Source organism: Pectobacterium parmentieri, from assembly GCF_001742145.1.
Taxonomy (GTDB): domain Bacteria; phylum Pseudomonadota; class Gammaproteobacteria; order Enterobacterales; family Enterobacteriaceae; genus Pectobacterium; species Pectobacterium parmentieri.
In genome coordinates this window covers 873553-897068 of record NZ_CP015749.1, presented here as the reverse complement: position 1 = coordinate 897068, position 23516 = coordinate 873553, and the positions used below count along the sequence as shown (strand labels likewise).

The following is a 23516-nucleotide window of genomic DNA, read 5'->3' as shown; positions in this document are numbered from 1 at the left end:
TTAACCGTATGCCACATCGTCATGATGCTGCGATCGTGAAGAGGCAGCGAGCACTAAGAGACGGCAATAAATTGTGCGCGTAATGCCTGCACTTCATCGCGCAAGGCGGCAGCCTCTTCGAATTCAAGATTCTGCGCGTGCGTTAACATCTTACTTTCCAACTCGCGGATTTTCAGCTCCAGCGCCTTCGGCGTCATGAGTTCATAACGCGCTGCGGGTTCTGCCGCTTTACGGTTACCTCGCCCTTTGCCTTTACTCGCCGATTGACCCAGTTGCAGAATATCGGAAATTTTCTTATTAATTCCCTGCGGCACAATCCCGTGCTCGGTGTTGTACGCCTCCTGCTTCTCGCGACGCCGCTCTGTTTCGCTAATCGCTTTCGCCATTGACGCTGTAATTCTGTCACCGTAAAGAATAGCCTTGCCACGCAGGTTACGCGCCGCGCGGCCAATCGTCTGGATCAGGGAGCGTTCAGAGCGCAGGAAGCCTTCTTTGTCAGCATCCAGAATCGCCACCAGCGACACTTCTGGCATATCCAGCCCTTCACGCAACAGGTTGATACCGACCAGCACATCGAACTCACCAAGGCGTAAATCCCGGATGATTTCCACACGCTCGACGGTATCAATATCCGAGTGCAGATAGCGCACCCGCTCGCCGTGCTCTTCCAGATATTCCGTCAGGTCTTCCGCCATCCGCTTGGTCAGCGTCGTCACCAGCACACGTTCGTTAATCACCGCACGCAGGCGAATTTCGGAAAGCAGGTCGTCCACCTGTGTCGCGACAGGCCGTACTTCAATGAGCGGGTCGAGCAATCCGGTGGGCCGAACCACCTGATCGATAATTTCACCGCCCGATTTTTCCAGCTCATAGTTACCCGGTGTCGCAGACACATAGATCGTCTGCGGGGCCAACGCTTCAAATTCTTCAAACTTCATCGGTCGGTTATCCAGCGCCGAAGGCAACCGGAAACCGTATTCGACCAGCGTCTCTTTACGCGCACGGTCGCCGCGATACATCCCGCCGATCTGGGGCACGGTGACGTGGGATTCATCAATCACCAACAGCCCATCCGCAGGAAGGTAGTCAAACAGCGTCGGCGGTGGCTCACCGGGGCCACGACCTGAAAGATAGCGTGAGTAGTTTTCGATACCGGAGCAGTAACCAAGCTCGTTCATCATCTCCAGATCAAACTGCGTGCGCTGGCTCAGGCGCTGCTCTTCCACCAGCTTATCGTTGGCCAGTAACACCTTTTTACGATCGGCCAATTCAACTTTAATGTCTTCCATCGCCTGTAAAATACGCTCACGCGGCGTGACGTAGTGCGTTTTCGGGTAGATGGTATAGCGCGGCACCGTTTGAAGAACATGCCCCGTCAACGGATCAAACAGCGACAGCCGTTCCACTTCTTCATCGAACAATTCAACGCGCAGCGCTATTTCGTCAGACTCCGCAGGGAAAATATCGATCACCTCACCACGCACGCGAAACGTACCGCGCTGAAATGCCTGATCGTTGCGGGCATATTGTAATTCTGCCAGACGCCGCAAAATAGCACGCTGGTCGATCAGCATCCCCTGCGTTAGATGCAGCATCATTTTCAGATAGAGATCGGGATCTCCCAGACCGTAGATAGCGGACACCGAGGCCACAACGATCACATCGCGCCGCTCCAGCAGCGCTTTTGTCGCTGAAAGACGCATCTGTTCGATATGTTCGTTAACCGACGCATCTTTCTCAATAAAGGTGTCTGAGCTTGGAACGTAGGCCTCTGGCTGATAGTAGTCATAGTAAGAGACAAAATACTCGACAGCATTATCAGGGAAGAACTCTTTCATTTCGCCGTACAGTTGAGCGGCTAGCGTTTTATTCGGCGCCAGCATCATTGTCGGCCGATTGAGATCGGCAATCACGTTGGCTATCGTGAACGTTTTACCTGAACCTGTTACTCCGAGCAGCGTTTGGTGTGCTAACCCGTCCTCCAGGCCTTCTTTTAAACGACGAATAGCCTCGGGCTGATCGCCTGCCGGTTTAAAGTCGGAATGCAGTGTAAATACTTTACTCATCGTTAAGCACGCTACTTATCGTTATTACTCATCGCTAAATACGATGTTCGTGGATGGACGCACGGAGGCAGGTAAAAGATACAGACTGACGATTTCTGGCACGGCAATGATGTCGTCAGAAGTACCGCTATCGTACTCACTACCTGTGACGCACGATGCTTTATTCTGAATGCCAATGATGAAATTTGCCACCGTCATGATACTGGATATAAAAACAGCATCAAGGAAATTATCGCCGGATTGGATGATTAATCGACAAATCAATTTGCTAGCACATCCATCTGGAATCTACCAGATAAAATAATCATGATTTATCCCCAGATTAGGTAAAAATGTAACATACAGGGATGACCAGTGATGTTAATTTATGCAACGACGCACTATTGATGTTCAAGATGCTTGATTTTACTTAAGCATATGATAATAAATAGATTAACAAAAGCGTGGAGAATAGCGTCAACCTAGCGTCAACCCGCGCCAGCTCTCGCTTAGGACGCGTTGTCTATCCATAATGCACATAGTTATCCACAGAAATGGTGGATAACTCCCACAACCCCGCATCAGCCCTGAGTTAGGGAAATACCCGCTTCATTCACGATCCCTCCTGATATGGATTTTCTTCACATGCTTTCTGTGATTTATCGCATAAGTATTAGACGGAAAAAGACTAAAAACAGCCGGAGGCTCCCATGCCACCATTCAGGCACCTCGTGGGGTAGAGAAGAATTCAAGAAGGTTTTATCTATTGATCTATACCTGTATTCAAAAAAAAACCGATCAGCCTCCTTCAATACAAAAAACGGGTGGCGTACTGGCCTACACCTTTGATCCACGAACAGATGAAGCCTGTCATGAATTGCTGACGCTGAGAACCAAAATAAAAGGGTTGACCCCTCGCTTGCCACATTCTGCAGAGCGACACGAAAGGTCATCGGAGCCTTCATTGAAAAGTACATGCTCTACTAATTAGTAGGTGTTACTGACAATTCATCTTTTTATTTTAATAATATGATTTAAATCATCATTAAGCTCATCAAGCTTCATTTTCATTCTTATACTTTCAGCCTTATTTAATATAAAGCTCATTTTATAATAAGGATATGAGTCCATACATGATAAGCGATATGAACTTATATTGTAACCATCGAAAATAAACGCTCTGTAATCATTATCCGAGACTTTAATAAACCTGGCCTCTTTGTCACTACCAAATGTTTTGTATCCACCAGCACAATAGAACCCCTCTGAAGAATCAAATTCTATTGATTGCCTAATGAAATAACTATCAACAGCCACATGATGTTTAAAATAACAAAGAAAAATAATAAATACCAATAACATAAAAGGCATGGAAACGGGTATTGAATCGTATTTTATACATAACTTAACATTTTTCCCAACGGTTGTATTAAATTGTCTATCAATCACCTTACTTTCAAATAAAGTTATAAACATATAAATAAAACCAGAAAAAACAAATGATAAGACAATCATTAATATAATAAAATAAGCATATATTATAGTTCGAGAAGAAGCGTCACCATAAGTCAAATCCATATAGTTCATCGTGCTATTTTTCGCCCAAGAAAGTATACAATAGGCGATAAAAATTGATATGAATTGAGCACCCCAAATAATCACCCCCTTATCTTTTTCGAAATACCAATTAGAGTTAGAGATATAAAAGTAAATTGAAACAAACATTAAAGAAGCAGAAATAACAAGGAATGACATTGCAATATTATAATAGCCCACCACTTCTGTGAAAAACAAGAAGAACAGTGTTAAAACCCCTGCCACATATATCAATACAAGAGACCTTTTATATCTACTCCATCTTCTCACTCTTTTCCCTCTACTCGTACCAACGCCAGACACATTACCTATTATCCAGAAACGGGGAAAAATAAAAATTGAAATAACAATCAGCGTAATTATGAGGATAAATAGTGGTAGAATTTTAGAATCAGGGGGAAATAATAGAGACAAGGCTAAAAAGGCAAACAAGACATAATGACTATAAATTGATTTAGGCGGTGTTATCTTCTTATCTACACTGTACATATTACGATCACCATAAAAATTAGATTATTCAGGAATAATATTTTTCGGACTGGCCTTTTTATTCTGGCTCTCTGCGTTAGATTATTACGTTCAATACCCTGAGTAAATATTTTCCGATCAGATGTTTCTCTCCTTCGGTACTGATCCTATTCCACGAATAGTGGACACGTGGCTAAGCCCCAACACAAAAGGAGTTGTCATTAATAAGTAATACGCGCTTTTGATGTTCCCGAATGCCCAATGTTAATGTTCAGGGCCACTTTTGCCTGGCCCTAATCCGTCGGGAGAAAAAAACTGAAAACTATGAGGCGATGTTGCATTTTTTCTGTGGCATTGTTGTCTGGAATAAACGCTATTGGGATCGGCTCTAAGAGGCCTACGGATAGGCTAATAACCCAATATCAATATACTGCCCCAGATCATGTTGATGAAGAGTCGATAAATAAGGAATTTCACCCAGCATCGGTGCAGGCAAGCGCTGTTGCAAGGTGTGGAGATACGGCTGATGCCATTTTCCTCGCGGCATGATGTCGTTAGCGATCCAGCCGCCAAGGTGCAAACCGGTATGTTGAATCGCCTGGGCGGTAAGCATCGCATGGTTGATGCAGCCCAGTTTGATACCGACCACTAAAATCACCGGAAGCTGTTCCTGCACCACCCAGTCAGCAAACGTCTCCTGCTCCGACAGCGGCGTAAACCACCCGCCAGCACCTTCGACTAGTACCCAATCAGCTTGCATTTCTAATGCACGTAACCCTGCCGACAACACTGAAAGATGAATCGGCCGCTGCTCCGCCGCACTGATAATATGCGGTGACGTCGGTTCCATAAACGCCAGCGGGTTCACCATTGAGTAATCAAGATGAATACTGCTATTGGCCTGAAGCGCCAACGCGTCGCTGTTGCGAATGCCGTCAGCCGTCATCTCACAGCCGGACGCCACAGGTTTGTAGCCCGCGGTTCGGTATCCTGCCTGACGCGCCGCCTGAAGCAGCGCCGTACTCGCAACGGTTTTCCCGACTTCGGTATCTGTGCCCGTCACAAACCAGCGTTTAATCACGATAAATCACTCCATAAACCAGTTGATAGCTGAGCGGATAGCCGCCCTGCTCTTGCGGATAGCAAGCGGACAATGCAGCCAGACGGGCTCGACTCAATAGCCCAGGCGTGCGCCCGTCATGCAGCCAGGTCGCCCCAATCCCCTTTAGCGATTTCATCAACGCTAGCACATCGGGAAAAAGGCACACTTCACGCTCCTGCACCAAATCATGTCGATAAGGCTGACAGGCCGCGTCAATCGCAGAGAGCGGCAGAAAGTGATTCGTCCGCTGCGTGTCGTCCAACCGCTGCCACGCCTGTGACAGTTCGCTTAAAGAGCCGTCCGCCAGCGTGGTAAACGCAATCACGCCGCCCGGTCGCGTCACTCGGTATAGCTCTGCCAACGCACGCGGTAACGAGTTGCACCACTGCACGGCCAGATTGCTGTAGCTGATATCCACACAACAATCCGCCAGCGGCAGATTTTCGATATCCCCTTCCTGATAACGATCCGCAGCGTGCCGCTCACGCGCATGTGCGAGCATCGCCGCCGATAAATCCAGCGCGGTGACCGTTTTTCCCATCTGACGCCAGTGGTGGCTAAAATGCCCGGTTCCGCACCCCGCATCCAATACCTCTACACCGCGGTGTGGCGGCATCAGCGTCAGTAGGCGTTCTCCGCTAGTGCGTTGCAGTTCGGCAAAGCGGTCATAACATCCCGCCGCCCGCCCAAACGCCTGCGCAATCGCCTGTTTGTTATAGTTTTCTGTCAGCATGGTGCAACACCGTAAGCAAGCGGCTGATATCTTCCGGCTGATGTTCCGCCGTCAGCGTAATTCGCAGACGTGCACTGCCAGGTGGCACCGTCGGCGGCCGCATCGCACTAACCCACACGCCTTGTTCACGCAGATGGGTCATCAATGCCAGCGCCCGCGCGTTCTCGCCAACAATCAGCGGCTGGATCGCACTCTGTGAATCCATCAGTTGGTATGACGAGTTGGAAAAGCCCGCGCGAAACTGCGCGATGTTACGCCGTAGCGCATCACGCCGTGCGTCACCCTGCCGGACACAATTGACCGCCTCGCTCATCGCACAGGCCTGTGCTGCTGGCATCGAGGTGCTGTAAATCAAATGACGGGCAAATTGCAGGAAATACTCGGCCAACGGTTCCGCACACAGCACCGCTGCACCGCTGACGCCAAACGCTTTACCGAACGTAACGATCAGTAGCTCAGGCTTGATGCCCTGCTGCCAGCAGCTCCCACGGCCTTCTTCACCCAGCACACCAATTCCGTGTGCATCGTCCACCATCAACCAGGCATCGTGTGCCCTGCACTGTTCCTGCAATGCAGACAGTGGCGCGGTATCGCCATCCATGCTGAACACACCTTCGGTCACCACCAGCGTCTGGCCGTCTGTCGGTTTCTCCAGCAACGTTTGCAGACTATCAGCCTGATTGTGTTTAAAGCGCCGCAGCGTCGCCGGTGACTGTGCGGCCGCTTCCAGCAATGAAGCGTGGCTGAGTTTATCGGCCAAAATCCGGTCTTCCGCCCGTGCTAGCGCAGCCACCACGGCCTGATTCGCGGCATAGCCGGAAATAAACAGCAGCGCACGCGGGTAACCCAACCAGTCGGCAAGCTGAGTTTCCAGCGCGGCATGCGCATCGGTATACCCCGTTACATGGCCGGAACCGCCGCTGCCAATACCGTATTGCTCTGCACCCTGCTGCCAGGCACGCACAATCTCGGGATGATGGCTCAGCCCCAGATAATCGTTACTGGAAAAATTCAGATAGCAGCGATCGTCCTGCATCAGCCAGCGTCCGCTACCGCCTTGATTAGCCAGCCGCATGCGATAAGCATCATCATGCTGACGCTGTACCAACGCGGCTTCAATACGTTGCTGCCAGCTCATGATTCACTACGCCTTATCCCGTGGTTTGCGTACCACGCGTTATACCGCAGCATTATAAAACTGCTCGCTATCCGCGTTAATCAACTGTTCTGCCAAGCGCTGCTGCTGTTGGTTGTCCCCAAATTCGGTTCCTGTTTGCTGTGGGTTCAGACCTAACTTGAGGAACAGCGCCAGATCTTTGTCTTCTTTCGGGTTTGGCGTGGTAAGCAGTTTGCAGCCGTAGAAAATGGAGTTCGCACCGGCCATAAAACACATCGCCTGCGTTTGCTCACTCATCTGCTCACGTCCGGCGGACAGGCGCACATAGGAGGCCGGCATCATGATGCGCGCAACGGCAATAGTCCGAATAAAATCAAACGGATCGACATCCTCGTTATCCGCCAGCGGCGTTCCTTTTACTTTAACCAACATGTTGATCGGCACGCTTTCCGGCGGCGTTGGCAAGTTAGCCAGTTGCACCAGCAGCCCAGCGCGATCGCGCACGGTTTCACCCAACCCAACGATGCCACCCGAGCAAACTTTAATGCCCGCACCGCGCACTTTATCCAGTGTGTCCAGACGTTCCTGATACGTGCGGGTGGTGATGATGCTGCCGTAAAACTCCGGCGAGGTATCGAGGTTATGGTTATAGAAATCCAGCCCCGCAGAAGCCAGACGTTCCGCCTGATCGTGGTGCAGTGTCCCCAGCGTCATGCAGGTTTCCATCCCCATCGCTTTAACGCCTTGTACCATCTGTTCCAGATAAGGCATGTCGCGCTCGTGCGGGTTTTTCCACGCGGCGCCCATACAAAAGCGCGTCGATCCCGCAGCTTTCGCCTGACGGGCCGAATCCAAAACCTGTTCGACCTGCATTAACCGTTCAGTATCAATCCCTGTCCGATAGCGGGAGCTCTGCGGACAATATTTACAGTCCTCAGGACAGGAACCGGTTTTTATCGACAGTAACGTGCTGACCTGTACCTGGCGGGGATCAAAATGCTGGCGGTGGATCTGCTGGGCTTCAAACATCAGTTCCAGAAACGGTTTATTAAATAAGTCTTGCGCTTGCTCAAGCGTCCAGTACATGCGGTCAGCCATCTCGGCATCTCCAAACTAAAAACGTTTCGCCAGTGTAAATTAACCCGATATACTGTCAACCAAATAGAATCACTTTTGGTTTACGAAAGATCATCATGAGCCCGGAAGACCTCACTTTTGACCAGCGCCATATTTGGCACCCCTACACGTCGATGACTACACCGCTGCCCTGCTATCCGGTCATAGCAGCCAGCGGCATCGAGCTACATCTGGACGACGGACGTCGCCTGATTGATGGGATGTCATCGTGGTGGGCGGCGATCCACGGTTACAACCACCCGGTAATCAACCAGGCGGTACAGACTCAGCTCAGCCAGATGGCGCATGTAATGTTCGGCGGGATCACTCATCCGGCAGCGGTTGCGCTGTGTCGTCAACTGGTGGACATCACACCAGATGCGTTGGAATGCGTTTTTCTGGCGGATTCAGGCTCGGTGGCCGTCGAAGTGGCGATGAAAATGGCGCTACAGTACTGGCAAGCGCGTAGTGAAACCCGCCAGCGATTTCTCACTCTGCGTCACGGCTATCACGGTGACACTTTCGGGGCGATGTCCGTGTGCGACCCACAGAACTCGATGCACAGCCTGTATCAGGGCTATCTGCCCACTCACCTGTTTGTCGATGCGCCACCCTGTGATGCTACCAACGAAGGCGGTTTTGCCGACAAGTGGCAGGAAGCCGATATCGCGCCATTACAGGCGATGCTGTCGGTGCATGCTCATGAGATCGCCGCCATCATTCTGGAACCCATCGTGCAGGGCGCAGGCGGAATGCGCTTTTACCACCCGGCCTATCTGCGCCGAGTACGCGAGCTGTGCGATCAATTCAGCGTGTTGCTGATTGCCGATGAAATCGCGACCGGATTTGGCCGCACCGGTAAACTGTTTGCCTGCGAACATGCGGGAATTTCACCGGATATTATGTGTCTGGGAAAAGCGCTTACCGGCGGTTATATGACACTCTCCGCCACGCTGACCACCCGGATGGTGGCCGAAACCATCAGCAACGGTGCAGCAGGCTGTTTTATGCACGGCCCTACATTTATGGGCAATCCGCTAGCCTGTGCCGCAGCCAACGCTAGTTTGTCGCTGCTGGCAGAAAACCGTTGGCAAAATCAGGTACAACATATTGAGCAGCAGTTGCGAGAAGAACTACGCCCCTGTGCAGAGTCTCCGCTGGTGGCTAACGTTCGCGTACTCGGCGCTATCGGCGTGGTGGAAACGCAGCGTCCGGTCAATATGGCGCGGCTACAGCGCTTCTTCGTCGAACGTGGCGTCTGGATCCGCCCCTTTGGCCGGCTCATTTATCTAATGCCGCCCTTTATCATTCAGCCTGATGAACTGCGTAAATTGACCGACGCCGTCTGCGCAGCCATCCATAACGCATCGTTATTTGAATAACCAGTAGCCCAAAGCGCGCACTTACGTGCGCCTTAAAATAACACCCTGATTTTATTTCACATTATTCATATTTATTACGACTTTAATCATTTCCCCATGAATTGGATTATTCCGACAGAGTGGAAATAACATAACCGGTTAAACTAACCACATCTCAGACTTGATCATAGTCACGTGATAACGATGTGTTAACTTTCAGATTAAAACACCTCAAGAATATATTTAAAAAGAGATTTATTATGCAGACTGTGAATACCCAGCCACACCGTATTTTCCGCGTATTATTGCCCGCAGTATTTTCTTCCTTGCTACTCTCATCACTAACAGTGTCTGCTGCCAGTTCATCAAACGATGCGGATAAACTCTATTTCGGTAATAATAAACATTACCTATTCAATAACGTATGGGGAAAAGATGAAATAAAAGGATGGCAGCAAACGATTTTCTATAATAGCCCAATTAGCATGGGGTGGAACTGGCACTGGCCAAGCAGTACCCACAGTGTTAAAGCCTATCCTTCACTGGTGAGCGGTTGGCACTGGACGGCGGGCTATACGGAAAATAGCGGGTTGCCGATACAATTATCCAGTAATAAGAGTATCACCAGTAACGTTACTTATTCTATCAAGGCTACGGGTACTTACAACGCCGCTTACGACATTTGGTTCCACACTACCGATAAAGCCAACTGGGACTCGTCGCCTACCGACGAATTGATGATTTGGCTAAATGATACCAATGCAGGCCCTGCGGGTGATTATATTGAAACCGTTTTCCTCGGCGACAGCAGTTGGAACGTATTCAAAGGCTGGATCAACGCGGATAATGGTGGAGGTTGGAATGTCTTTTCCTTTGTCCATACTTCCGGCACCAACAGTGCATCACTCAATATTCGTCACTTCACCGACTATTTGGTGCAGACAAAGCAATGGATGAGCGATGAAAAATATATCAGCAGCGTTGAGTTTGGCACCGAGATCTTTGGCGGCGATGGGCAGATCGACATCACCGAATGGCGCGTAGACGTAAAATAGCGCGTCTGGCGTTGCTATTCCTCCCCGTTCAGCCGCAATAAACACGTTAACGTAGAGCTGAAACGGATTGGTCTCATCGACGTTCTCTTTTCATTTTCAGTTCAGACAGACGTTGCCCGTTCTTTAGGCGGGTTCGCCTTCCCCCCACAACAAAATTCGTGAGCTGTGGCACGTAAATTTCATTAGCGTTATGATAATCCCCTCGGCTAATCAGGAATGTCCCATGCGTAATACGTTCACCGTTTGCTGGCAGTATTTACGCGCTTTCGCATTGATTTATCTCTGCCTGTTGGCAGGCAATGCGGTATCCGCGTTACTTCCGTTCACTATCCCCGGCAGTATCATTGGTATGCTGGTCTTGTTCACCCTGCTCTGTTCGCAGATCCTACCCGCGCGGTGGGTGAAACCGGGCTGCCACCTTCTTATTCGCCATATGGCATTGCTATTCGTTCCCATTGGGGTCGGCGTCATGAATTATTACGATCTGGTCAGCCAACAGTTTGGCCCTATCGTGGTTTCCTGTCTGATCAGTACCTTTATTGTGATGTTAGTTGTCGGTTTTAGTACCCAGATTATGCAGCGTGAACGCGCCCTAGCCAGCGATAGCACGCCCCCGAAGGATAATGAATAATGTTCAGCTATTTATGGTGGTCACTGCCGCTTACTCTGCTGGTTTTTTTCGCCGCGCGTAAGCTGGCCGTGCTGACCAAGCTCTCCCTGTTGAATCCGCTGCTGGTGTCGATGGCGATTATTATTCCGCTGCTGCTGGTGTTGAAAATCCCCTACGAGCATTATTTTCAAGGCAGCAAAGTCCTTAACGACCTGCTGCAACCCGCAGTAGTCGCGCTAGCGTTTCCACTTTATGAACAGTTGCACCAAATTCGCGCCCGCTGGAAGTCGATCATCAGCGTGTGCTTCATCGGTAGCCTGACGGCGATAATCTCCGGTACGCTGGTGGCGCTGTGGATGGGGGCATCGCCGGAAATTGCTGCCTCAATACTGCCGAAGTCCGTCACCACGCCCATTGCGATGGCGGTAGCCAGCTCCATCGGCGGCATTCCCGCTATCAGCGCCGTCTGCGTGATTTTTGTTGGTATTCTCGGTGCGGTATTCGGCCACAGTCTGTTTAGTCGGGTCGGCATCAAAACCAAAGCCGCACGTGGGTTGTCGATGGGCACCGCTTCGCACGCACTCGGTACGGCACGCTGCGCCGAAGTGGATTATCAGGAAGGCGCGTTCAGTTCACTGGCGCTGGTTATATGCGGGATCATCACGTCGCTGATTGCACCGTTAGTGTTCCCTCTATTACTGAATATCGTTGGTTATTGAATTTTTCATAAATAAAAATGGAGCAATAAGATATGGAAATGCAGGAATTTTACGACTTTCTCATGGACGATCGGTTGTTAGAATTACGAGAAAAACTACGCACTTCAGATAATATCTTTGATGTCATCAACCTTACCGAAAATCAAAATTCCAGCATGCTCGCGTGGTGCCTGAACCCCAATGAAGGACACTGTCAGGGCGATGCCGTCATCAAAGACTTTCTGACCGCGGCTTATCAGGCTGGTTATGAAACAAATAAATCCGCCAATAAAAAATTCTTTGCAAAATGGACGCCGGGCAGTATTCAGTCGACGAGTTTTGGCTCAGCTTTTATGACGCGTGAATTTAGTATTAGTGACAGCGAAGGTTCGAAACGCCGCCTCGATCTCTTTTTAATCGACCCTAAGAATAAGTTCATCGTCACCATTGAAAATAAAGTCGGTGCGGAATTATCGGGTGCTCAACTTGATGATTACTACAAGGCTGTGCAAAGTACCTTCTCTAATAAAACGGTGTTTAAAGATTACGGTTTTGCCTACGTGGTGCTAGATAAAAAGCTGGAAACCTACAGCGAGGAAAAACTAGTAAAACTGGGCGATAAATGGGCATTATTAAGCTACCAATGGCTGGAGCAGGCCGCTCGGCGTGCTCGTCTGCAATTACAAAATAACAACGCTGCGGCACAGCTACTCATGGCCTACTGTCAGAAACAGGCACAGTGGCAAGATCCAAATGAAAAACATATTTCTGAACTGTCCGCTCAGCTAGCCGCACAGCATGAATCGGTGATTGATCGCCTATCTCAGCTAAAAAAATTAAAACCGACAGATTGGAAACCGACGCACCTGGAAGGGGTTGAGGGTGAAGCCCTGCTTTTTATGCAGCAAAACGATCAACTGTGCGATCAACTCATTCAGGCTAAAGGCATTTCCGGTATTTTGGTTACCCTGCGCAAATCATTCCCACTGTTGGCAGAAGATCATTTGGAAATAGGCAGAACCTGGTTGAATGTCACGATGCCCGCCATACTCGCGCTGAGGCACCCAGATAATGGCTATTGGCCAATTTATGTCAGTGTCGTTCGTGAAAATGGCCCTAATTCTCCGTTTACCCTTTCGTTGGTTTACTACGAAGACAACATATCGAAAGAATTGTGCGATGTTCCAGAGCTACATCGGTTATTGCGCTCTCACTATCCCAATCTGGAAAAGAAACAACGCCGACAGTGGAAAATTGCGGCCAAAAAAGAAGGTATCTCAACACAAACTATTGCCGAGGAAACGGTGACGTTTCTTCAGGATGTTGGAAAACTGCTGGAAACAGCCAGAGAGAAAAAGATCGTTCTTAATTAAGCCAGCGAGTATAGCGGTACAAAGCGCACAACAGAGCATAACAAGCCTCGGTTGTACGCTTTTTTGTCTCACCTATTGCAGTTGTAGGAGAGGAAACCGATGTAAGGGAAGCCGCACAGGGGATAAAAATTGAGATACATCTCGCATTTAATGATCAAGTTGCAGTCATTTCATTCAATAAAGAGATTTTGATCACAATTTATTGTTACTCTGCTTTCTAACATGACGTCATTGACGGGCAAAAAAGAGTAAACCGACATGCATCCACGATTTGAAAACGCCTTTCAGCAATTACCAGCCAACCTGCAAACCGCACTCGGTCCCGTGCTCGATAAACCAGATTTTGCCGCGATGCTAACCGCTGACGACGTGAATGCCATCTGCGAAGCCAGCCAATTAGATACCGATGCGTTGGCCTTTGCGCTATTACCTCTGGCAGCCGCCTGCGCACAAGCCTCCATTTCGCACTTTCAGGTTGGTGCGATTGCGCAAGGGCTCAGCGGAAATTTCTACTTTGGCGCAAACATGGAGTTCACCGCCGTTCAGCTTCAACAAACGGTTCATGCGGAACAGAGTGCCATCAGCCACGCCTGGCTGCGCAATGAACGTGGATTGCGGGCGGTGACCGTGAACTACACGCCATGCGGCCACTGTCGCCAGTTCATGAATGAATTGCGCAATGCGGCGTCGTTACGTATTCAACTGCCGGGTCGCCAGCCTGCGGTGCTTAGTCACTATCTGCCCGATGCCTTTGGCCCCATCGATCTGAATATTGATACCCTGCTGATGGATGACATCAACCACGGCGCAACGTTGCAGAATGTGAATGCGCTAGCGCGTCAGGCACTGGATGCCGCTAACCGTAGCCACGCGCCTTACAGCAAAGCGATTAGCGGAATCGCGTTGGAAACCGCGAGTGGCAACCTTTATGCTGGCCGCTATGCAGAAAATGCGGCATTCAATCCCAGCCTACCGCCCTTGCAAGCCGCATTAAATCTGATGAACCTTGCCGGCGAAGATCCTCGAACCATTACACATGCCGCCGTCGTTGAACGCCGCAATGCGACTGTCAGCCACTGGACGATCTCACAAATCATGCTGGCCGAACTGGGTTGCACCGACGTTGAGTACCACTTTATTGAGGAATGATGGCGGCGAGAAGCACAAAAAATCAGCGTCGTGAAGGTGAAAAAAAGAGAGGTGAATCGATAAAGCCTGTATTTTGATTAATATGCAAGCCATCTGTAACTATTTAAATTAACATTTCCTGTACATATTCTCTGGGTAATTTAAGATCCGCAGCAGTTTCTCATCGACAACACCTGAATTTCTTTTCTGTTACCCGAAGAGTAAAAAGTCATGGAATTAGAATACGAAAGCAAACGTCCTCTTTACATCCCCTATGCTGGTCCGATCTTGCTCGAATTTCCCCTGCTGAATAAAGGCAGCGCGTTTACTGAAGAAGAGCGTGCTGATTTTAACCTCGCAGGTCTGCTGCCAGAAGCGGTTGAAACCATCGAAGAACAGGCAGAACGCGCCTGGCGTCAGTATCAGGAATTCAAACACGATATTGAAAAACACGTTTACCTACGCAACATTCAGGATACCAACGAGACACTGTTCTACCGTCTGTTGGACGGTCACCTCAATGAGATGATGCCTATCATCTACACCCCGACCGTCGGCGAAGCCTGTGAACACTTCTCTGATATCTATCGTCGCGCCCGTGGCCTGTTTATTTCCTACCCTAACCGCGCCAATATCGACGATATGCTGCAAAACGCCACCAAGCAGAACGTGAAAGTCATCGTTGTCACCGATGGTGAACGTATTCTCGGTCTGGGCGATCAGGGTATCGGCGGGATGGGAATTCCAATCGGTAAGCTGTCGCTGTACACCGCCTGTGGCGGCATCAGCCCAGCCTACACCCTGCCTGTCGTTCTGGACGTGGGTACAAACAACCCGCAGCGCCTAAACGATCCGTTGTACATGGGCTGGCGTCATCCGCGCATCACCGACGACGAATACTATGCATTCGTTGACGAGTTCATTCAGGCCGTGAAACGTCGCTGGCCGAACGTGCTGTTGCAGTTTGAAGACTTCGCGCAGAAAAATGCGACTCCGCTGCTGAACCGCTATCGCGATGAAATCTGTAGCTTTAACGATGACATTCAGGGCACCGCCGCCGTCGCTATCGGCAGCCTGATTGCCGCCAGCCGTGCAGCAGGCACACAGTTACGCGATCAGACCGTCGCCTTCCTGGGTGCAGGCTCCGCTGGCTGTGGTATCGCTGAGCAAATCATCGCGCAAATGAAGTCCGAAGGGCTGAGTGAAGAAGAAGCTCGCGCACGCGTCTTCATGGTTGACCGCTTCGGTCTGCTGACGGACAAACTGCCAAACCTGCTCGATTTCCAGAGCAAACTGGTACAGAAAAGCGAACTGCTGGCTGATTGGGATTGCAGCAGCGATGCAATTTCACTGCTGGAAGTGGTGCGCAATGCCAAGCCGACCATCCTGATCGGTGTATCCGGCCAGCCGGGTCTGTTTACGGAAGAAATCATCCGTGAAATGTACAAACACTGTGCTCGTCCTATCGTGATGCCACTGTCTAACCCGACATCTCGCGTGGAAGCTCGTCCAGAAGACATCATTCGCTGGACAGAGGGCACCGCGCTGGTTGCAACCGGTAGTCCGTTCTCTCCGGTTCACTATCAGGATAACGTCTTCCCTATCGCACAGTGCAACAACTCCTACATTTTCCCAGGTATCGGGTTAGGTGTACTGGCATCGGGAGCCAAGCGTATCACTGACGGTATGTTGATGGCCGCTAGCCGTGCGTTGGCTGACTGCTCGCCGCTGGCGAATAACGGTGAAGGCGCTCTGCTGCCGGATCTGTCCGATATCCAGCAGGTGTCTAAGCGTATCGCGCTGGAAGTGGGTAAAGCCGCGCAACTGCAAGGTGTCGCGGTTGTGACCTCTGCCGATGCCTTGCAAAAAGCGATTGACCATAACTTCTGGCAGCCACAGTACCGCAGCTACAAACGAACTTCGTTCTAAACGCTAACGGTCTGACTATTGAAAAACGCGGCACTCGTTGCCGCGTTTTTTTTATTCAGCTTTTCAGTTTCGGGTCGAGCGCGTCGCGCAGGCCATCCCCCAGTAAATTAAACGCCAATACCGTCAGAAAGATCGCCAAACTAGGGAAGATGGCAACATGCGGGGCAATCACCATATCCGATCGTGCTTCGTTCAGCATCGCGCCCCACTCGGGCATTGGCGGCTGAGCACCCAGTCCTAAAAATGACAGGCTGGCGGCGGTGATGATCGACATCCCAATGCGCATCGAGAAAAACACCACGATGGAAGACACTGAGCCGGGTAAAATGTGTCGAAAGAGGATCGTCCGGTCGCTAGCACCGATACTGCGAGCAGATTCGATGTAGGTAAGTTGCTTCAGTACCAGCGTGTTGCCCCGCACCAGACGGGCAAAAGCCGGGATGCTGAAAATCGCGACGGCGACAACCACATTCGCCATTCCACTGCCCATAATCGCCACAACGGCAATCGCCAGCAAAATGCCGGGGAAAGCAAATAACACATCGCCTATACGCATGATGATTCGGTCCGTCCATCCTTCGTAGTAGCCCGCCAACAGCCCCAATGTCGTGCCGATAATCATCCCCACCAGCACCGAGAGAATGCCCGCCGCCAGCGAGATCCGCGTCCCCATTAGGATTCGACTAAAAATATCACGCCCTAATGAATCGACACCCAACCAGTGTGCCGAAGAAGGACCTTCGTTCAGGCGTTCATAATCGAAATAGTTCTCGGCATCATAGGGCATCAGATACGGAGCCAGAAACGCAACCGCTATCAGCAACAGCACAAACAGACCTGCGACGACCGCCACACGTTGCTGAAGAAAGCGCCGCCAGAATTCACGCCACGGCGTACTAACGGGTTTATCCCTCATGACAGGGAGCGTCGCCAGCATCGCTTCACGTCGCCAGTGTCTCATTCCCTTTCCTTATTTATAACGAATGGTTGGATTAATCGCGGCATACAACATATCAACCAGCAGATTGATCAGAATAAACTCCAGCGAAAACAGCAGCACCTCGGCTTGAATCACCGGGTAGTCGCGCATCTCCACGGCATCCACCAGCAACCGCCCTAAGCCCGGCCAGTTGAAAACCTTCTCCACGACGATGGAGCCACCGAGCAGGAAGCCAAATTGCAATCCCATCATCGTGACCACCGGAATCAACGCATTGCGCAGCCCGTGCTTCACCACAACCAGCGATTCGCGCACACCTTTTGCCCGCGCTGTTCGCATGTAGTCTTCCTGCAACACATCAACAAACGACGCCCGGGTAAACCGCGCCATCACCGCCGCCACCGCCGCCCCCAACGTCAGCGAGGGCAAAACGTAGTGCAGCCAGGTATCCGCTCCCACCGTCGGTAACCAGCCTAACTCAACGGAAAAGACCTGCATCAAGAGCATACCGAGCGCAAAAGCGGGGAAAGAGAGGCCAGATACCGCCAGCGTCATCCCGATTCTGTCCGGCCAGCCGTTGCGCCATACGGCAGACACGATGCCGATCGCCATGCCAAAAATCACCGCCCACGCCATACTGCAAACCGTCAGCCAGAACGTCGGCATAAAACGCATGGCGATCTCTTCCGTGACGGGCCGTTTCGACACTATCGACGTTCCCAGATCCCCCTGCAGGATATTGGTGAAGAAGTGCCAGAACTGGTGCGGTAGCGGTTTATCCAATCCCAAGTCCTGCCGTACCATCTCGATAACGGCGGCGTCCGCTTCCCGTCCGGCGGCCAAACGCGCCGGATCGCCAGGTAACAGATGAACGAATAGGAACACCAGCACCATAACAATCAGGAGCGTGGGGATCAGCCCCAGTAGCCGTTTAATAAAATAATTCAGCATGAACGGTTTTCCACAAACATGCGTCAGACTCTCCTATGAGTGGACGTGTATTAACCATGGCGGGTAACCTCATGGCCACCCGCCTCCCTGGTCATACTTTTGCAGTGCGTTATTCCGTCAGGTCAGCATCCTCAAAGCTAAATAAGGTATCCGGCATCACATAAAATCCGGTCAATTTCTTACTATTAGCCGACACTAAACGCTCTGTCGCCAGAAAAATCCACGGCGCATCGGCCCAGATTTTGTCCTGTGCATCCTTATACAGTTTCTGTTTTTCCGCTCGCTCCGTCGTTTTCAACGCATTGGACAGATCCGCATCAACCTGCGGGTTGCTGTAAAACGCTGTGTTGAACTGCGCGGGTGGCCAGGAAGCGGTAGCAAACAGTGGCGACAGCGCCCAGTCTGCCTCGCCCGTCGATGCCGACCAGCCGGTGTAGAACAGGCGGACGCCCGTTTCTTTCACACCTTTACCTTCCACTTCAGCCGCGCGTTGCCCTGCATCCATCGCAGTCACCTGCACTTTCACGCCAACCTGGGCCAGTTGCTGCTGCGTGAACTGCAAGACTTTCTGCGCCGTGCTGTGGTTATGTGATGACCAGAGCGTAGTGGTGAAGCCGTTCGGGTAGCCCGCTTCTTTCAGCAGCTCGCGCGCTTTGGCCGGATCGTAAGGCCACGGGTGATATTTTACTGAATAATCAATGCTGCTCGGCAGTGGCCCTTCTGCTGGTGTCGCATATCCGGAGAATGCCACTTTAATCAGCGCTTCTTTGTTAATGGCGTAGTTCAACGCCTGTCGTACTTTCGGGTTATCAAACGGTTTCTGCGTGACATTCATGCTGATGTAGCGGTGCAGAATCGACGGTGACGCCACCAGAGCCAGCTTGTCATTTTTCTCCAGCACCTTGGCCTGTTCGAACGGTATCGGGTAAGCAAACTGCGCTTCACCCGTTTGCAGCAGTGCCGCACGCGTGTTGTTATCCACTACCGGACGCCAGGTAATGCTATCTAGCTTAGGTAGCCCAGCCTTCCAGTAGCCGTTGAACTTCTCAACTTTGACAAAATCGGTCTGATTCCAGGCCACAAAGCGGTACGGACCCGTCCCTACCGGATGGAAACCAATCTCCTTGCCGTACTGCGTTAATGCCGCCGGCGAGATCATCACCGCCGCCGGGTGCGCCAGATTGTTAACAAACGCCGAGAACGGCGTCTTCAGCGTGATTTTCACCGTCAGTTCGTCTACTACGTCGGTTTTTTCGATCATCCTGAACAGGTTATACCGCTTCAGACGACTGTCTGGATTGCTGGCACGATCCAGATTCACTTTGACAGCGGCGGCATTAAACACCGATCCATCGTGAAATTTCACGCCCGGGTGCAACTTGATGGTATACGTCAGGCCGTCTGGACTCACGTCATAGCGATCCGCCAGCACGTTCACCAGCTTCATATTTTTATCGAAACCAAAGAGCCCCTGATAAAATGACTTCGCCACCGTCTGTGATAGCGAATCGTTGGCATCATACGGATCCAGGCTGGTAAACGTGGAACCTACGGCGATAACCGCATCTTTAGCTGCCCAGACGGGTGAGGCCGCCATGGCTGCGGTTACTCCTACGGCCACGAACCAGCGCCGCTTTATCGTCATTACGCTCATGCTACGTTCTCCTTGTGAATCCCTGTTAATAAGCACCGGCAATCGGATGGTGCGCAACAAAGTGTCGCTCACCAACCTGAACCAAGGGCGCTGTGGTGGGCTCATCGCCAATCACCCGGATCGGGCTGGGTATTTCATCAACCAGCAGAACCTGCTCACGCTGGCGGCGTGAGGGATCGGCAATCGGCACAGCCGACATCAGTTTGCGGGTATAAGGATGCCGGGGACGTTCAAACACATCTTGCCGTGGGCCAATCTCGACAATTTGCCCCATGTACATCACCGCTACGCGATGGCTGATACGCTCAACTACCGCCATATCATGTGAAATAAACAAAAACGCGATGCCAAACTCACGTTGTAGTTCCAACATCAGATTGATGATTTGCGCCTGAATCGACACGTCCAGCGCGGATACGGCCTCATCCGCAATCACCACTTTAGGATTCAGCGCCAGCGCTCTGGCGATACAAACGCGCTGACGCTGGCCGCCGGAAAATTCATGCGGATAGCGTCGGGCATGTTCCGGCTCCAACCCCACGCGCGACAATAGCCACTCAACCCGCTTTTCTGCCTCCTGCCGACGGCAAATGTTGTGTACCAGCAGTGGTTCCATAATTGAGAACCCGACCGTCAGACGAGGATCCAGAGACGCATAAGGATCCTGAAAAATCAGTTGAATATCACGCCGCAAACGCTGTAATGCAGACCCTTTCAACTGATGGATACGCTGACCATTAAAGATAATGTTGCCCTTCTGGCTTTCAACCAGTTGGAGCAGCGCACGGCCAGTGGTGGACTTGCCACACCCCGATTCGCCAACCAGCGAAAGCGTTTCGCCCGGCCAGAGATCGAAGCTGACATTTTCCACCGCATGCACCTGCCGTGTCACACGGTTCAATAACCCGCTACGAATCGGAAAACGCGTCACCAGATTGCTAACCTGCAAGATCGGCCCCGCCTGCGCGGGAACCGTGTCCTGCGGCGCGCTGTCCACGATAGGCAGCATATCTTGATTCAGTAGCGGAAATTTTGCCGGAAACGGTTGCCCGCGCATGGATCCTAATGCCGGAACTGCCGCCAACAGCCCCTGCGTATACCGATGCTGTGACGCGGTAAAGATCTGCCCCACGCTTCCCGCTTCAACGCTTTCCCCACGGTGCATCACCAATACGCGCTCAGCCACTTCCGCCACCACGCCCATGTCATGAGTGATAAAAATCACCGCCATGTCCATTTCACGCTGTAGCACACGGATAAGTTGCAGGATTTGCGCCTGAATGGTGACATCCAGCGCGGTCGTCGGTTCATCGGCAATCAACAGCGACGGTTTGCAGGAGAGCGCCATTGCAATCATGACCCGTTGGCGCATGCCGCCGGAGAGCTGGTGGGGATAACGATCCAACACATTACGCGCTTCCGGAATTCTGACCAGATCCAACATCCGCAAGGTTTCTGCACGCGCAGCCTGCCGGTTCATCCCCTGATGCAAACGAATCGACTCGGCTATCTGTTCACCGACCGGGAAAACGGGATTGAGCGACGTCATCGGTTCCTGGAAAATCATCGCGAGATCTGCACCGCGTAACCTTCGCATCACTCGCTGACGGGCACCACGAAGGTCCAGTACGTGTCCATCACGGCGCCGAAAGAACATATCCCCCTGATGGATCACCCCACCCGCGTGTTCGACCAGACGCATCAATGCCAGCGACGTCACCGATTTGCCCGACCCCGACTCCCCGACAATAGCCAGCGTTTCGCCCCGATCGACAGAGAACGTCAAATTGCGTACTGCATCCACCCGCAGTCCCTGTTGTTCGAAATAGACACTCAGGTTGCGCACCTCCACTACCCGTTTCTCAGGCAAAACCAGCCCCGGAACAGAGGAAGACAACGAGGCATAATGATCCTGTGTGAACGACATGAACGGCGAATCTCCCTATAAATGCGGCTGGAACCAGCGCAACGCGGTCAGGAACAAATTATCAGCGATTTTCGACTATATTTAGCGCAAGGTATGATGTAAAGCGGAAACTGAAATCAGTGCAATGAAAAATTTCTTTTTATAACATTAAGTTAACCACTATAAAGCGACGTAATAAAGCACGATATCTCCCGCAGATGCACTCACTTCTGCCCGAAATAGGTCAAGTTGAGGGAAAAAAACGGCGGCGTTGAACCCTATCTGGAGGCTCAGCCTCTAATCGGGGTTCACACGCCAAAAGCCGGATTCCTTGACTTGCATACATTCACCCACGTTACGAACTCTGACATAATTAATACTGGCATAAGAAACGGGTTTCCGCTCATGAGCGACATGTTGGTGGAACATACCGTGCTAATGAAACACGCCATATGAATGAAACAATCTGTATTGATGAAAAAACGGTGGAGTGAAGATGGAAAGCGTTAACTCAGGTTTACTGACTCTTGAACAAGCTCTGGAAAACATGTTTTCTCAGGTTCCTTCCCTTACCGAGACAGAACGCGTATCCCTGTTCGACGCCGCAGGACGGATCACCACCCATGCTATCGCCTCGCCGATTAACGTCCCGCCTTTCGCTAATTCCGCGATGGATGGCTATGCGGTGCGCTGCGCCGATTTGTCGGTTACTACACCGCTACCGTTAGCAGGAAAAGCCTTCGCTGGCGCCCCCTTCACGGGCGAATGGCCCACGGGAACCTGCATTCGAATCATGACCGGTGCACCGATTCCCGCAGGAACCGACGCCGTGATCATGCAGGAACAGGCCGAAGTTAGCGAGACTGGCATCCGTTTTCCCCATGAGGTCAAACCCGGTCAGAATATTCGTCTGGCAGGAGAAGATATTCAGGCGGGTGCCACTGTGCTACCCGCTGGCTGCAAACTGGGCGTGGCCGAATTGCCGCTGTTGGCTTCGCTGGGAATTGCGCAGGTTGACGTGGTACGCCGCCTTAAAGTCGCGGTGTTTTCAACCGGAGATGAACTGCAACCGGTTGGCGAGCCGCTGGAAGATGGTCAAATTTATGACACCAACCGTTTCACGGTCCGTTTGATGCTGGAACAACTGGGCTGCGATGTACACGATCTGGGCATCATCCGTGACGATCCAGACGCGCTACGCGCCGCATTCCATGAGGCAGACCAACGTGCCGATCTGGTGATTAGCAGCGGCGGCGTTTCCGTTGGCGAAGCGGATTACACCAAACAAATGCTGGATGAACTGGGTGATATCCATTTCTGGAAGCTGGCAATCAAACCCGGCAAACCCTTCGCCTTCGGCAAATTACACCACGCCTGGTTCTGCGGTCTGCCGGGGAATCCGGTGTCCGCTGCGCTGACATTCTATCAACTGGTTCAGCCGCTGCTGGCTCGCCTGTCTGGCTATACACAATGGCACCAGCCGCCGCGAGTGCGCGTCAAAACCACCAGCGCACTGAAAAAGACGCCGGGGCGCACCGATTTCCAGCGCGGCATTTTCAGCAGAAACGCGCAGGGAGAGCTGGAAGTAAGAACGACCGGACATCAAGGTTCGCACGTTTTCAGCTCGTTCAGCCTCGGTAACTGTTTCATCGTGCTTGAACAAGATCGAGGCCGCGTCGCCGCTGGCGAATGGGTAGAAATCGAGCCCTTCAACGCCTTGCTGGGGCACTAAGT

The 23516-nt window shown here is 51.5% G+C and carries 19 protein-coding genes and 2 pseudogenes; 9 read left to right on the top strand and 12 right to left on the bottom strand.

Translation table 11 applies throughout. The features are described 5' to 3' along the window. Nucleotides 1-53: 53 nt before the first annotated feature. Together uvrB and A8F97_RS24320 are read right to left on the bottom strand one after the other, a co-directional pair. The gene (uvrB, locus tag A8F97_RS03880; protein ID WP_014700560.1) at nt 54-2066 is read right to left on the bottom strand and encodes an excinuclease ABC subunit UvrB; all 2013 of its coding nucleotides are present in this window, start codon (nt 2064-2066) and stop codon (nt 54-56) included. Nucleotides 2067-2090: 24 nt separating this feature from the next. Beyond that, nucleotides 2091-2258 carry a hypothetical protein gene (locus A8F97_RS24320; RefSeq protein ID WP_154665132.1) on the bottom strand — a complete coding sequence of 56 codons (168 nt, stop codon included), beginning with the start codon at nt 2256-2258 and terminating at the stop codon, nt 2091-2093. A gap of 604 nt (nt 2259-2862) precedes the next feature. On the opposite strand from A8F97_RS24320, the pseudogene A8F97_RS25105 reads away from it, so the two are divergent. Then, nucleotides 2863-3032 (top strand): annotated as a pseudogene (locus tag A8F97_RS25105) (IS1 family transposase); the annotation flags it as partial. A gap of 21 nt (nt 3033-3053) precedes the next feature. Here A8F97_RS25105 and A8F97_RS03875 read toward each other — a convergent pair. The 6 genes and pseudogenes from A8F97_RS03875 to bioB all read right to left on the bottom strand — a co-directional run bounded on the left by A8F97_RS03875 (nt 3054) and on the right by bioB (nt 8159). Beyond that, on the bottom strand, nt 3054-4130 hold the full coding sequence (locus A8F97_RS03875; protein WP_025918648.1) for a hypothetical protein: 1077 nt from the start codon (nt 4128-4130) through the stop codon (nt 3054-3056). A gap of 35 nt (nt 4131-4165) precedes the next feature. After that, nucleotides 4166-4243, bottom strand: a pseudogene (locus tag A8F97_RS25100) (IS1 family transposase); the annotation flags it as partial. Between the two features lie 263 nt (nt 4244-4506). Further along, nucleotides 4507-5190, bottom strand: coding sequence for a dethiobiotin synthase (gene bioD, locus A8F97_RS03870; protein ID WP_015730826.1), 684 nt, complete (start codon nt 5188-5190; stop codon nt 4507-4509). Beyond that, a complete protein-coding gene (gene bioC, locus A8F97_RS03865; protein WP_014700563.1) occupies nt 5183-5944 on the bottom strand; it encodes a malonyl-ACP O-methyltransferase BioC in 762 nt (253 codons plus the stop codon). The genes bioD and bioC overlap by 8 nt, the downstream gene beginning before the upstream one ends. Continuing rightward, on the bottom strand, nt 5925-7082 hold the full coding sequence (gene bioF, locus A8F97_RS03860; RefSeq protein WP_033071734.1) for an 8-amino-7-oxononanoate synthase: 1158 nt from the start codon (nt 7080-7082) through the stop codon (nt 5925-5927). Before bioF ends, bioC begins: the two co-directional genes overlap by 20 nt. Before the next feature lie 39 nt (nt 7083-7121). Next, complete coding sequence (gene bioB / locus A8F97_RS03855) at nt 7122-8159, bottom strand: biotin synthase BioB (protein ID WP_014700565.1); 1038 nt, start codon at nt 8157-8159, stop codon at nt 7122-7124. Between the two features lie 95 nt (nt 8160-8254). On the opposite strand from bioB, the gene bioA reads away from it, so the two are divergent. The 7 genes from bioA (at nt 8255) to A8F97_RS03820 (ending at nt 16331) form a co-directional block, all read left to right on the top strand. Beyond that, nucleotides 8255-9559, top strand: a complete 1305-nt coding sequence (bioA, locus tag A8F97_RS03850; RefSeq protein ID WP_033071735.1) for an adenosylmethionine--8-amino-7-oxononanoate transaminase — start codon at nt 8255-8257, stop codon at nt 9557-9559. 239 nt (nt 9560-9798) lie between these two features. Next, nucleotides 9799-10593 carry a GH12 family glycosyl hydrolase domain-containing protein gene (locus A8F97_RS03845; protein WP_033071736.1) on the top strand — a complete coding sequence of 265 codons (795 nt, stop codon included), beginning with the start codon at nt 9799-9801 and terminating at the stop codon, nt 10591-10593. A 223-nt stretch (nt 10594-10816) separates the two neighbouring features. Next, nucleotides 10817-11224, top strand: a complete 408-nt coding sequence (locus tag A8F97_RS03840) for a CidA/LrgA family protein (RefSeq protein ID WP_014700568.1) — start codon at nt 10817-10819, stop codon at nt 11222-11224. Further along, nucleotides 11224-11922 carry a CidB/LrgB family autolysis modulator gene (locus A8F97_RS03835; RefSeq protein ID WP_014700569.1) on the top strand — a complete coding sequence of 233 codons (699 nt, stop codon included), beginning with the start codon at nt 11224-11226 and terminating at the stop codon, nt 11920-11922. The genes A8F97_RS03840 and A8F97_RS03835 overlap by 1 nt, the downstream gene beginning before the upstream one ends. A 32-nt stretch (nt 11923-11954) precedes the next feature. Further along, the gene (locus A8F97_RS03830) at nt 11955-13274 is read left to right on the top strand and encodes a PDDEXK-like family protein (RefSeq protein ID WP_033071737.1); all 1320 of its coding nucleotides are present in this window, start codon (nt 11955-11957) and stop codon (nt 13272-13274) included. Nucleotides 13275-13532: 258 nt separating this feature from the next. Further along, nucleotides 13533-14423: a cytidine deaminase gene (gene cdd, locus A8F97_RS03825; protein WP_014700572.1), complete on the top strand. Its 891-nt coding sequence runs from the start codon at nt 13533-13535 to the stop codon at nt 14421-14423. Between the two features lie 210 nt (nt 14424-14633). Further along, a complete protein-coding gene (locus tag A8F97_RS03820) occupies nt 14634-16331 on the top strand; it encodes an NAD-dependent malic enzyme (protein ID WP_014700573.1) in 1698 nt (565 codons plus the stop codon). 55 nt (nt 16332-16386) lie between these two features. Here the strand turns inward: A8F97_RS03820 and gsiD are convergent, their stop codons facing one another. The 4 genes from gsiD to A8F97_RS03800 form a co-directional block, all read right to left on the bottom strand. Beyond that, the gene (gsiD, locus tag A8F97_RS03815; protein ID WP_033071738.1) at nt 16387-17292 is read right to left on the bottom strand and encodes a glutathione ABC transporter permease GsiD; all 906 of its coding nucleotides are present in this window, start codon (nt 17290-17292) and stop codon (nt 16387-16389) included. A gap of 9 nt (nt 17293-17301) precedes the next feature. Next, nucleotides 17302-18222, bottom strand: a complete 921-nt coding sequence (gene gsiC, locus A8F97_RS03810; RefSeq protein ID WP_014700575.1) for a glutathione ABC transporter permease GsiC — start codon at nt 18220-18222, stop codon at nt 17302-17304. Between the two features lie 109 nt (nt 18223-18331). Next, nucleotides 18332-19876 (bottom strand): glutathione ABC transporter substrate-binding protein GsiB, encoded by a 1545-nt coding sequence (gsiB, locus tag A8F97_RS03805; protein WP_183042262.1) that lies wholly within the window; start codon nt 19874-19876, stop codon nt 18332-18334. A gap of 25 nt (nt 19877-19901) precedes the next feature. Then, complete coding sequence (locus A8F97_RS03800; protein ID WP_033071739.1) at nt 19902-21803, bottom strand: dipeptide ABC transporter ATP-binding protein; 1902 nt, start codon at nt 21801-21803, stop codon at nt 19902-19904. A gap of 475 nt (nt 21804-22278) precedes the next feature. Between A8F97_RS03800 and moeA the strand changes: the two genes are divergently transcribed. Then, nucleotides 22279-23514, top strand: coding sequence for a molybdopterin molybdotransferase MoeA (gene moeA, locus A8F97_RS03795; RefSeq protein ID WP_033071740.1), 1236 nt, complete (start codon nt 22279-22281; stop codon nt 23512-23514). The last annotated feature ends 2 nt before the right edge of the window (nt 23515-23516 follow it).

Bases quoted from the DNA above. Each gene is read 5' to 3' on its own strand.
- cdd (WP_014700572.1), top strand. From the start codon at position 13,533: ATGCATCCACGATTTGAAAACGCCTTTCAGCAATTACCAGCCAACCTG.
- A8F97_RS03835 (WP_014700569.1), top strand. From the start codon at position 11,224: ATGTTCAGCTATTTATGGTGGTCACTGCCGCTTACTCTGCTGGTTTTT.
- bioF (WP_033071734.1), bottom strand. From the start codon at position 7,082: ATGAGCTGGCAGCAACGTATTGAAGCCGCGTTGGTACAGCGTCAGCAT.
- gsiD (WP_033071738.1), bottom strand. From the start codon at position 17,292: ATGAGACACTGGCGACGTGAAGCGATGCTGGCGACGCTCCCTGTCATG.
- A8F97_RS03820 (WP_014700573.1), top strand. From the start codon at position 14,634: ATGGAATTAGAATACGAAAGCAAACGTCCTCTTTACATCCCCTATGCT.
- bioA (WP_033071735.1), top strand. From the start codon at position 8,255: ATGAGCCCGGAAGACCTCACTTTTGACCAGCGCCATATTTGGCACCCC.
- A8F97_RS03800 (WP_033071739.1), bottom strand. From the start codon at position 21,803: ATGTCGTTCACACAGGATCATTATGCCTCGTTGTCTTCCTCTGTTCCG.
- bioB (WP_014700565.1), bottom strand. From the start codon at position 8,159: ATGGCTGACCGCATGTACTGGACGCTTGAGCAAGCGCAAGACTTATTT.
- gsiC (WP_014700575.1), bottom strand. From the start codon at position 18,222: ATGCTGAATTATTTTATTAAACGGCTACTGGGGCTGATCCCCACGCTC.
- uvrB (WP_014700560.1), bottom strand. From the start codon at position 2,066: ATGAGTAAAGTATTTACACTGCATTCCGACTTTAAACCGGCAGGCGAT.
- A8F97_RS03830 (WP_033071737.1), top strand. From the start codon at position 11,955: ATGGAAATGCAGGAATTTTACGACTTTCTCATGGACGATCGGTTGTTA.
- A8F97_RS03840 (WP_014700568.1), top strand. From the start codon at position 10,817: ATGCGTAATACGTTCACCGTTTGCTGGCAGTATTTACGCGCTTTCGCA.
- moeA (WP_033071740.1), top strand. From the start codon at position 22,279: ATGGAAAGCGTTAACTCAGGTTTACTGACTCTTGAACAAGCTCTGGAA.
- A8F97_RS03875 (WP_025918648.1), bottom strand. From the start codon at position 4,130: ATGTACAGTGTAGATAAGAAGATAACACCGCCTAAATCAATTTATAGT.
- A8F97_RS03845 (WP_033071736.1), top strand. From the start codon at position 9,799: ATGCAGACTGTGAATACCCAGCCACACCGTATTTTCCGCGTATTATTG.
- bioC (WP_014700563.1), bottom strand. From the start codon at position 5,944: ATGCTGACAGAAAACTATAACAAACAGGCGATTGCGCAGGCGTTTGGG.
- gsiB (WP_183042262.1), bottom strand. From the start codon at position 19,876: ATGAGCGTAATGACGATAAAGCGGCGCTGGTTCGTGGCCGTAGGAGTA.